General features: G+C 42.9%; 11 protein-coding genes and 1 pseudogene. 4 read left to right on the plus strand and 8 right to left on the minus strand.

Annotation, left to right across the window (positions count from 1 at the left end; translation table 11 throughout):
• The 3 genes and pseudogenes from Q0K03_RS05875 to secA form a co-directional block, all read right to left on the minus strand.
• Nucleotides 1-176, minus strand: a pseudogene (locus Q0K03_RS05875) (transketolase); the annotation flags it as partial.
• Nucleotides 177-244: 68 nt separating this feature from the next.
• Nucleotides 245-1,346 (minus strand): peptide chain release factor 2 gene (gene prfB, locus Q0K03_RS05880; RefSeq protein WP_297238704.1). Its coding sequence is split into 2 segments (ribosomal slippage): nt 245-1,273 and nt 1,275-1,346, totalling 1,101 coding nucleotides; the frame shifts between segments, so codons are not numbered across the junction.
• Nucleotides 1,346-3,739: a preprotein translocase subunit SecA gene (gene secA / locus Q0K03_RS05885; RefSeq protein ID WP_297238706.1), complete on the minus strand. Its 2,394-nt coding sequence runs from the start codon at nt 3,737-3,739 to the stop codon at nt 1,346-1,348. Before secA ends, prfB begins: the two co-directional genes overlap by 1 nt.
• Before the next feature lie 233 nt (nt 3,740-3,972).
• Here secA and Q0K03_RS05890 point away from each other — a divergent pair, with 233 nt between their 5' ends.
• The 3 genes from Q0K03_RS05890 to Q0K03_RS05900 all read left to right on the plus strand — a co-directional run bounded on the left by Q0K03_RS05890 (nt 3,973) and on the right by Q0K03_RS05900 (nt 5,202).
• Nucleotides 3,973-4,470: a hypothetical protein gene (locus Q0K03_RS05890; protein ID WP_297238708.1), complete on the plus strand. Its 498-nt coding sequence runs from the start codon at nt 3,973-3,975 to the stop codon at nt 4,468-4,470.
• A gap of 8 nt (nt 4,471-4,478) precedes the next feature.
• A complete protein-coding gene (locus tag Q0K03_RS05895; protein ID WP_297238710.1) occupies nt 4,479-4,697 on the plus strand; it encodes a helix-turn-helix transcriptional regulator in 219 nt (72 codons plus the stop codon).
• A gap of 91 nt (nt 4,698-4,788) precedes the next feature.
• Entirely contained in the window at nt 4,789-5,202 is a 414-nt protein-coding gene (locus tag Q0K03_RS05900) for a helix-turn-helix transcriptional regulator (RefSeq protein WP_297238712.1), read from the plus strand.
• 16 nt (nt 5,203-5,218) lie between these two features.
• Here the strand turns inward: Q0K03_RS05900 and crcB are convergent, their stop codons facing one another.
• Genes crcB through Q0K03_RS05925 form a run of 5 tightly spaced genes read right to left on the minus strand, consistent with a single transcriptional unit; the run spans nt 5,219 to nt 8,844 of the window.
• The gene (crcB, locus tag Q0K03_RS05905; protein ID WP_297238716.1) at nt 5,219-5,581 is read right to left on the minus strand and encodes a fluoride efflux transporter CrcB; all 363 of its coding nucleotides are present in this window, start codon (nt 5,579-5,581) and stop codon (nt 5,219-5,221) included.
• Nucleotides 5,578-6,411, minus strand: a complete 834-nt coding sequence (locus tag Q0K03_RS05910) for a PfkB family carbohydrate kinase (protein WP_297238731.1) — start codon at nt 6,409-6,411, stop codon at nt 5,578-5,580. Before Q0K03_RS05910 ends, crcB begins: the two co-directional genes overlap by 4 nt.
• Entirely contained in the window at nt 6,408-6,884 is a 477-nt protein-coding gene (locus tag Q0K03_RS05915; protein ID WP_297238733.1) for an S-ribosylhomocysteine lyase, read from the minus strand. Before Q0K03_RS05915 ends, Q0K03_RS05910 begins: the two co-directional genes overlap by 4 nt.
• Nucleotides 6,865-7,869 carry an A/G-specific adenine glycosylase gene (mutY, locus tag Q0K03_RS05920; RefSeq protein ID WP_297238735.1) on the minus strand — a complete coding sequence of 335 codons (1,005 nt, stop codon included), beginning with the start codon at nt 7,867-7,869 and terminating at the stop codon, nt 6,865-6,867. The genes Q0K03_RS05915 and mutY overlap by 20 nt, the downstream gene beginning before the upstream one ends.
• Nucleotides 7,870-7,881: 12 nt before the next feature.
• Nucleotides 7,882-8,844, minus strand: a complete 963-nt coding sequence (locus Q0K03_RS05925) for a type I phosphomannose isomerase catalytic subunit (RefSeq protein WP_297238736.1) — start codon at nt 8,842-8,844, stop codon at nt 7,882-7,884.
• 65 nt (nt 8,845-8,909) lie between these two features.
• Here Q0K03_RS05925 and Q0K03_RS05930 point away from each other — a divergent pair, with 65 nt between their 5' ends.
• Nucleotides 8,910-9,740, plus strand: a complete 831-nt coding sequence (locus Q0K03_RS05930; RefSeq protein WP_297238738.1) for a nitrilase-related carbon-nitrogen hydrolase — start codon at nt 8,910-8,912, stop codon at nt 9,738-9,740.
• Nucleotides 9,741-9,821 lie beyond the last annotated feature (81 nt).

Raw genomic sequence — 9,821 nt, forward strand, 5'->3', positions numbered from 1 at the left:
CGGTCACGGTCCATGGAATCTACATTGTCCATGGTGACATCCATCTCTTCAAAATAGAGATAGGTCAGAATATCGGCAGCCGATAAAGAACCGCCTGGATGTCCGGACTGGGCCCAGTAGACCTGATTCAGAATATTTTTACGAATATTCAATGCGTGTTTCTGCAATTCAGTCATAGAAAATCCTCCATACAATAAGTATAAAAAAAAGGAAGCGCTTTTACAAGCTGACTTCCTTCATTTTATCATTGTATTTGGCCCTTTAAATACGCAAAAATAAATTCATCTAGATCACCATCCAGAACCGACTGTACCTGGCTGGTTTCATAGCCGGTTCGTACATCTTTAACTAATGAATAAGGGTGCATGACATAGCTTCGAATCTGTGATCCCCATTCATTGGCGCTCTGTTCTCCCTTGATTTCTTTTAGTTTCTTTTCTTTTTCTTCAATTTCCAGCTGATATAAGCGCGACTTTAGGATACGAAGAGCTTCCTCCCGGTTTTCATGCTGCGAACGGCCATTCTGGCATGTTGCGACAATGCCGGTTGGCTTATGGACCATGCGAACCGCACTGTCGGTCTTATTGATGTGCTGCCCTCCCGCGCCGCTGGCACGTTTGGTCTCAATCAGAAGATCTTCCGGTTTGATCTCAATTTCAATTTCATCATTGAACTGCGGCATCACTTCCAAAGAAGCAAAACTTGTGTGCCTTCTGGCTCCAGAATCAAATGGAGAAATACGTACAAGGCGATGAACCCCTTTTTCCCCTTTCAGGTAGCCATACGCTTTATCCCCTTCCACTAAAAAAGTGACACTTTTGATGCCGGCCTCATCCCCGGCCAGGTAATCCAGCACCGTGACTTTCCATCCTTTTTTCTCCGCATAGCGAGTATACATACGATACAGCATGCTTGCCCAGTCACAAGACTCGGTCCCGCCGGCTCCAGGATGAAGTTCTAAGATCGCATTGTTTTGATCGTATTCATGAGACAACAAGACCTGAATCTCAAAAGTTGAGAATTTCTTTTCAACTTCGGAATACTCTTCACTGGCCAACTCCAGAAGTTCTTCATCCAGATCGTTTTTTAAAGCGTTGGCCGTTTCGTCCAGCGATTCCAATTCTGTCAAAAGATCTTCATAGGAATCTACGATATCTTTGATCGAATTTCGTGTACGGATCAAAGCCTGTGCTTTCTTTTGATCGGACCAGAACCCTTCTTCCAGGGTTTGGCGGTCATACTCTTCGATTTGTTTCTTTTTTTGATCTAAGTCAAAGTGACTCACCCAGAGAGCGAAGCTTCTCCAGGTGAGTACTGACTCCTTGTTTCAATTCATAAAGTTCCATTATGCCTTTGTCTCCCTGCGGATTCTTACTTTGCACAAGAAAAAGGTGATTTCACGATCGATACGGCGATTCATTTCCTCGAACATATCGAACCCTTCCTGTACATATTGTTGAAGCGGATTATTTTGTGCATAACTTCTTAAATAAATACCACTTCTTAATTTATCCATACGGTCGATATGAGCAATCCAGTTACGGTCAATGTTGCGAAGCACAACGGTTCTTTCAAATGGAAGGAACTGCTTCTTTACCGGCTGGATCTCTTTTTCATATTCATTCCAGATCTTATTCAAAGTATATTCTTTGATTTCCTGATAAGACTTGCCTTCAATTTCCGATGGTTTGATCTGTTTTTCTTCCTGCATGCCCATGATTTCAAAAGACTTGCACAGGCTGGCCGGATCAACGGTCTGTTTTTTGGCATCCACAAGATTGGCTGCCAAAGTTTCATCAATAGCCTTTTCAAAGATCAGATGCACCATTTCATGCACTTCTTCACTTTCCAGGATACGATTACGCTGTGCATAGATGATCTCACGCTGACGGCGCAATACATCATCATAATCCAACAGCTGTTTACGTGTATCAAAGTTGAATCCTTCCACACGTTTTTGCGCCATAGTGATGGAACGGGTAACCGCTTTGGACTGAACTTGTTCATCTCCTAATTTTTCAAACATTTTCTGGAGCTTGTCCCCACCAAAACGAACCATCAGGTTATCTTCCAAAGATACATAGAAACGAGAGAATCCCGGATCTCCCTGACGTCCGCTTCGACCACGAAGCTGATTATCGATACGGCGGGATTCATGACGTTCGGAACCCAATACGGCCAATCCACCTAAAGCACGGGTTTCTTTGGTCAATTTGATATCGGTACCACGTCCGGCCATGTTCGTTGCGATTGTTACGGATTTTAAACGTCCGGCCTTGGCAATGATCTCTGCTTCTCGGGCATGGTTTTTCGCATTCAGCACTTCATGAGGAATGCCTTCTTTTTTCAGCATATTACTGATAAGCTCACTGGTTTCAACGGCAATGGTTCCAACCAGTACCGGCTGGCCTTTGGCATATAATTTTTTGACTTCTTCCACTAAAGCTTTATATTTTGTGCTTTTGTGGGCATAGATCTCATCCGGCTGATCTTCACGAATCACCGGACGGTTTGTTGGAATCACGACAACCTTCATATTGTAGGTCGAAAGGAATTCTTCCTCTTCGGTCTTGGCCGTACCTGTCATCCCTGCCAGTTTTTCATACAGACGGAAGAAGTTCTGGTATGTGATCGTTGCCAATGTGGATGTTTCTTCCTTGATAGGAACTCCTTCCTTGGCTTCGATTGCCTGGTGCAGACCATCACTGTAGGCACGTCCAGGCATAAGGCGTCCGGTAAACTGATCGACGATCACGATTTCCTGTTCGTCATTCACAACGTATTCCACTTCATTGGTAAAAATATAGTTGGCTTTTAACGCCTGGTTGATATGGTGAACCAGCTGCGTGTGTTCTATATCGTAAAGGTTCTTGATCTTAAAATATTTTTCAGCCTTATGAACCCCTTCTTCACTCAGCATGACCTGGCGTGTTTTTTCATCGATATCATAATCACCGGAAATCAATGTTTTTTCATGTGTAAAACGATCGGTTTCATATTCTGGAGCCACCAGTGTTTTCGCAAACGCATCGGCCTGAATGTATAAGTTGGCCGTCTGCTTTTTTCCACCGGAAATGATCAGCGGCGTACGGCTTTCATCGATCAGTACCGAATCGACCTCATCGACAATAGCCATATGTAAACCACGCATGACTCGATCTTCCACACGGGTCACCATATTGTCACGCAAATAGTCAAACCCTAATTCCGAGTTGGTTGTATATGTGATATCACAAGCGTATGCTTCGCGTTTTTCCTTGGCCTTCAGTTCTCTTTTATTGACACCAACGCTCAAGCCTAAGAAACGGTAGATTTCCCCCATCCATGCGGCATCACGTCCTGCCAGATATTCATTGACCGTAATTACATGGACCCCTTTACCGGCCAATGCGTTTAAATACACTGCCATCGTTGCCGTCAGGGTCTTTCCTTCCCCGGTCTTCATTTCTGCGATGTCGCCTTTATGCATCGCCACCGCACCCATGATCTGTACAGGATAAGGTTTTTCATTGATCACACGGTATGCGGCTTCACGAGCCGTCGCAAAAGCTTCTGGAAGTAAATCATCCACGCTTTGCCCTTCTTCAAGGCGTTTTCTGTATTCGACTGTTTTTTCTTTCAATTCATCGTCGGACAAATCGGCCATCTCTTTTTCGTGAGACAATACCTGATTCGCTATTTTTTCAAGTTCATTCAGCTCTCGTTTTTCTTCTGAGAAAAGATTTGATAACAATCCCATTAGAGCATCCTCCTAAATTCTTATTTCTACAAAACTAAACGCTATAGTATTGTAGCATATTTTTCAAAGGAAAACTAGAATTCTTCTATTTCTGGATAAACTTTAGATATTTTATTTATTTCATTTATTATTTAATGTTTTTCGATAATATTTTATTGACTTATGTAAAAATGGATGTTATAAAGTAATCAGAAAGAGATTTCGAAAGACTCTTTAGGAGGAGTGATTAGAACATGAACAAGACCAACGACTTTATTTGTAATACACAATCCCAGGAAGTGAAATCCAAAAATCTTAAGAGAACCATGCTGGCGTGCCTTGTGATTACCGGAGCCTTTGCGGTGCAAGCCGTTGTCAACATTACCCAATGGATCTTATGGAATGTATGGACCGTGATCGGGTTTTCCAATTTTCTTTATCATCTCACGTGGAATATCGCCATTTTGATCTTCTTTTTCACCATTCTTTTTCTCTATTGGAGCCACAAAGCGTTTCATCAGATCCTTGCCAAAGGAATGAATATCATAGGGATCCTTTTTCTTGTCGTAGCTTTTATCGTGCCGCGGATCAGCGATTCTGTTTCGGTCCCTAGCGGGATGTCGTTTATCCGATATCATGATTTTATTCTGGCGGATGGCGTCTATATCATCTTAGGTGTGATCTGCCTGTTAGTTGGGGTATTGTTCTTAAATGGCTATCGCCTTCAAAATGAAGTCGATGCGATCCTTTAGGTGAAGTTATGGCAATCATATTACGTTTAGACCGCATGATGGCCGATCGAAAGATCTCTCTTAATGAATTATCGGAAAAAGTAGGCATCTCCAATGTGAATCTATCCAATTTGAAAACTGGAAAAGTAAAGGCCATCCGCTTTTCCACCCTGAATGCGATATGCGAAGTGTTGGAATGTCAGCCTGGGGATATCTTGGAATACAAAAACGACAAAGAAATCGACTAAACCAACAGACGAGCAAACTCAACCGACAGTCGGTTGAGTCATTCATATCGATAGTGTATGATGCATACAGGATGAAAAAGAGGTGTACATCATGAAAAATCAAAGTTTTGGACAAATGATATCTTCCTTGCGCAAAGAAAAAGGAATGACCCAGCTTGAGCTGGCGGAAAAAATGGGCGTCACTGATAAAGCCGTCTCCAAATGGGAACGAGATCTCTCTTTTCCCGATGTCAATTCAATACCAAAAATCGCGGAAATCTTTGAGATATCCATTGATGAGCTCATGCAGACAAAGAACAGCACAGATAAAAAGACAGACAACACCGAGATCTCTGAGATCCTTGATATCGCTCTCAAGGGAATTGCTTTAGCGATGGGAATTGCCGTTGTCGTACTTTCATTTTTAAATCAAATCGAGATAAAAAACGCCATGAGTTTGTTAGGAATCGGGCTGGTATGCCTGGCTCTTTCTCAGTTTTCCAACAAGAATAAAGATCAGGGATGAACGAACCCTGATCTTTTCATTTTATGATGAGCTGCGGCACAAACACCGCAATGACCCCAAATACGATACTGCATGCGACATAGAGAATGGCTATGCCTGCTTGCCCAGATTGGAATAACTGACTGGTTTCCAAAGAAAAAGTCGAAAAGGTCGTAAAGCCTCCGCAGATCCCCACTTTGAAAAATAAGATCCATCGTGGATCGATATTGGGATTTTTGGAAACAAGGCAGGCAATGCATCCAATCACAAAGGATCCAACAATATTGATACCAAGCGTATGAATGGGAAAGCTCCCGGCTGAAACCGGAATCTTCCCTATCAAATATCGAAGGATCGAGCCAATGAAACCACCCATTCCTACCGCGATACAATCCATCATAGGATCCCCTCTTTCTTTATGATCTTTTCACTGGCCTTCTGGTTGGCTTTTTTCAGCATCGTTTCCAGATCCAGTCCTTGAGACAAACTGTCCAAACAGCTTCCGGCGTGGGTATCCCCAGCCCCTGTCACGTTGGTTGAGCATACCGGCACAGAGGGAACATACACCATCTCTCCATCATAAGCATAGGACCCTCGGAAAGAATCCGTTACGACGACCGGACGCTGTGTCTGGTCCCATAAGTATTTCATACCTTCTTCCATGCTTCTTCGGGTCCACGATTCACATTCTTCCTTGTTCATATGTAAAACGGGTCTGCGTTTTAACATCTTTTCACAGATTTCAGGAATGAATGTCACTCTTGGTCCAGGCGAAAAGAAAAGATTCGCGTCCACACAGTTCAAGTAATCGATCACACATTGGTTTTGTTTTTCCTCCAAATCGATTCCTGATACATAGATCCAGTCTGTTGGAGGAAGGTCTGAAAACATCTCTTTGGCATAGTGATATTCGGCTCCATGATCGGACAAAAAGGTGCGCTGTCCATTTTCTTCAATCATACAGTAACATACCCCGTTGTCTTCTTTGACTGGATAGAGTAAACATTCCAGATCTTCATTAAGCAAGTGCTGCCGGACAAAATCGCCATAGATCCCTTTGCCTAACGGGCAAAAAAGAATCGCCTCTTCACAGGCTTTGGCTACATGATAGCCGCATCCGCCTAAAACCATTTCTTTATGCATTACTTTGGCATCCTGAGAAGAACTGGGAATCTGATCGACATAAAGATAGACATCCGCGGTACAGGAAGCTAAAATCAGTTTTTTCATACGACCTTTCTTTCAAAAGGATCGTAAGAAATTCCTTGTTCCAAAATGTTTCTGGCCCATTCTTTAGCGCCGAACAAACTATGATCCTTATAATTTCCACATTCTTTTTCCGCCGTCCCCGGAACTTGTTCCCATGAAGTACGGATCACTTCTTCAAGGGCTTCTTTTAACGCTTTTGCGATTTCTTCGGTGTCATGATGTTCCCAGCAAAGAAGATGAAAGCCCGTACGGCATCCAAAAGGAGAACAATCAATGTACCCTTCGATCCTTGGGCGCAGATACAGCGCCAGTAAATGCTCCAATGTGTGCATGGCGCCTGTCGGGATCTCCTGTTGGTTGGGCTGGCAAAGGCGAATGTCATAATTTGAAATGATATCTCCTTTGGGGCCTTTTTCTTCACTGATAAGACGTACATAAGGCGCCTTCACTTTTGTATGGTCTAACGTAAAACTTTCAATAACGATCTCGGGCATCTTTTTCCTCCTCTATGATTTTTTTGGTTTGTTTATAAAAGGGCAAAAAAGCACTGGGAATCGAGAACTGCTTTTCTATCTGGTCGATCGTATAGAAATCTTGATCCATTGGCTCCACCTGACAGACAAAGCCCTGCATCTTCCACTCGATATGTGAAAACACATGCGTATACTTTTTTAGCTCGATTTGTTTATAGATACGATCCGGTTTTTTTTCATCGAATCCATAAAGCCCTGCCAACAAGCCTGTATCCGGGCGCTTCTTTAAATGGATCCGATCTTTACAAACTAGAATATAAAACGTTTTATTCTCTTTTTTTCGCTCTTTCTTTTTGGTTTGTATCGGCAACAACGCCGGTTCGCCTTCTAAAAAAGCGGTACAGTGATGTTGAATCGGACAATTCGAACATCTTGGATTCTTGGGTATGCATATCAAAGCCCCCAATTCCATCAACGCCTGATTGTATTGGCTGACAGGATCGGCCAGAGAGTTTTCCACAAGGCTTTCGATTCGTTTTCTTACTTTCGTTGATCTTACATCTTCCTGAATGTTGTACAATCGGGAAAACACTCGGATCACATTTCCATCCACGGCACTGACTTTTTCATCGTAGGCAATCGAGGCAATGGCGCCGGCTGTATAAGAACCGATTCCGGGAAGTTTTTCCAATTCTTTTTTTGTATGCGGAAGCTTTCCTTCATACTTTTCCATACAGACCCTAGCGCATTTTTTCATATTTCGCACCCGGCTGTAATATCCTAACCCCTGCCAAAGTTTGGTCAGCTGATCTTCACCGGCATAAGCCAGACTTTGAATATCCGGAATCTCCCTGATAAAACGTTCATAATAAGGAAGCATCGCTTCGATGCGGGTCTGCTGCGCCATGATCTCTGAGATCCAGATCGAATAGGCATCTTTCTTTTCCCGGAAAACAAGCGGGCGGGCAGACTGGGCATACCATTTCAGTAAGTCTTTTTGAAACATAGTAAAAGCAGGTTATACCCTGCTGTAGATCCAACGGCAATTTCCGGTCACTGTGACCTTACCGCTTCCGGCTTCAATAAAAGCGGTTTCGCCTTTGTCAAGGTCCAAGGTCTCGCCATTATTTTCCAATACGGCCTTCCCTTCGACAAGAACAAGCGTTCCAAAGCTTTCATCATCCACATCGATCACGGTGGTTCCCTTTAATGTGGTTTCAAAGCTTGTAAAGTAATCGCATGTACCCAAAAGAACCGTTTCGGCCGTTTCATCCACAACAGGCTGTCCTGCCGGTTTAAAATCGGAATCAATCGGATCCAAATTGGAAACATCAATGGCTTTATCAATATGCAGTTCCCGTGGTTTTCCATCTTTTCCTACGCGGCCAAAATCATATACACGATACGTTGAATTGGAATTTTGCTGGATCTCGCATAAAGTAATGCCCGCTCCGATCGCGTGGATCGTCCCTGCCTTGATAAAGAACACATCGCCTTTGTGCACCGGAACTTCTTTGAGCACTTCCAGGATCGTATTGTCTTCAATGCGTTTTCTGAATTCTTCTTTTGTGATGGACTGGTTTACCCCAAAGTACAGGGTGGCCCCTTCTTCACAATCCAAAATATACCACATCTCCGTTTTTCCATATTCTTTTTCAACGCGAAGGGCATATTCGTTATCCGGATGAACCTGGATCGATAAAGGCTGTTTAGAATCAATAAATTTGATCAACATCGGGAAGAATTCAAATTTCTTTCCTTCTGTTCCTAAACAGTCTTTCCCGTGCTGTTCGATATACTGTGTCAGGGTCTTTCCGGCATCCTGGCCGGAAGCGACAATGCTTGGCCCATCGGGATGCGTAGAAACTTCCCAGCTTTCAGCCACGATGTCCAAGTCACATTTCTTTCCATATTTTTCTTTTAAATTTGTTCCGCCCCAAATGTAATCTTTATACGCTGGAGCCAGTTTGATCATTGCCATGATTTCACTCCTCTTCCATGGAATATATTATAAATCATTTTTTGATTTCGTGGTATGATTAAGGCATGAAAATCGGAATGATTCAAATCAAGGTTCACCCTGAAATTGAACAAAATCTTCAACAAGCCTTCTCTTTAAGCCAAAAGTGCATCAAGGAAGGAGCCGATGTTCTGGTCTTTCCGGAGATGTGGAACTGTCCCTATATCAACAAAAACATCAAGGAGAGTGTACGCTTCTTTCAACGATGCAAAGAAGCGCTTCAAACGATATCGAAAGAAGGCCAGTGTATAGTCATTGGCGGAACGCTGGCCCATCAAATCGAAAATAAGATCTATAATGAATGTCTGATCTTTGATCAGGGAACCTTCTTAACTTCATATGCCAAGACACATCTTTTTGAAGTTCACACAAAAAACCGTTCCTATCAGGAAAATGAAGTGTTTACTCCAGGAAATCATTTTCAAGCTTTTGATACCCGTTTCGGGAAAATGGGCGTGTTGATCTGTTATGATATGCGATTTCCGGAAAATGCCCGGCTTTTGAGCCAGGAAGGAGTCAAAGTCCTTTTCTGTCCTTCGGCTTTCAATAAAACCGTGACCCAGATCCATTGGACCCCTTTATACCAGGTTCGCGCCATGGAAAATCAAATTTTCTGTGTCGGAGTCAATCCGGCTCATTATGTTCATAATACTTTTGAAAGCTATGGGCATTCGATCATCACCGATCCTTTTGGAAAGATTGTTGTGCAAATGGCCAAAGATCAAAGTTATCAAGTGACTGAAATTGATTTAGGAAAAATCGACACGATCCGTAAACGTATGCCGTTCTGGAAGATTCGAAGAACAGACCTATATACATTGGAGGAAAATAAATATGAAGGAAATTCTAATCAATAAACTGACCGATTTCAAGATCGGCCATGCCCAGGATGTCAAAAGAGGAACCGGGTGCACCGTAATTCTCTGTGAAAAAGGCGC

The organism is uncultured Faecalicoccus sp. (assembly GCF_944327125.1).
Lineage (GTDB): Bacteria > Bacillota_I > Bacilli_A > Erysipelotrichales > Erysipelotrichaceae > Faecalicoccus.

Bases quoted from the DNA above. Each gene is read 5' to 3' on its own strand.
- Q0K03_RS05930 (WP_297238738.1), top strand. From the start codon at position 8,910: ATGAAAATCGGAATGATTCAAATCAAGGTTCACCCTGAAATTGAACAA.
- Q0K03_RS05895 (WP_297238710.1), top strand. From the start codon at position 4,479: ATGGCAATCATATTACGTTTAGACCGCATGATGGCCGATCGAAAGATC.
- Q0K03_RS05925 (WP_297238736.1), bottom strand. From the start codon at position 8,844: ATGGCAATGATCAAACTGGCTCCAGCGTATAAAGATTACATTTGGGGC.
- Q0K03_RS05890 (WP_297238708.1), top strand. From the start codon at position 3,973: ATGAACAAGACCAACGACTTTATTTGTAATACACAATCCCAGGAAGTG.
- mutY (WP_297238735.1), bottom strand. From the start codon at position 7,869: ATGTTTCAAAAAGACTTACTGAAATGGTATGCCCAGTCTGCCCGCCCG.
- crcB (WP_297238716.1), bottom strand. From the start codon at position 5,581: ATGATGGATTGTATCGCGGTAGGAATGGGTGGTTTCATTGGCTCGATC.
- Q0K03_RS05915 (WP_297238733.1), bottom strand. From the start codon at position 6,884: ATGCCCGAGATCGTTATTGAAAGTTTTACGTTAGACCATACAAAAGTG.
- Q0K03_RS05900 (WP_297238712.1), top strand. From the start codon at position 4,789: ATGAAAAATCAAAGTTTTGGACAAATGATATCTTCCTTGCGCAAAGAA.
- secA (WP_297238706.1), bottom strand. From the start codon at position 3,739: ATGGGATTGTTATCAAATCTTTTCTCAGAAGAAAAACGAGAGCTGAAT.
- Q0K03_RS05910 (WP_297238731.1), bottom strand. From the start codon at position 6,411: ATGAAAAAACTGATTTTAGCTTCCTGTACCGCGGATGTCTATCTTTAT.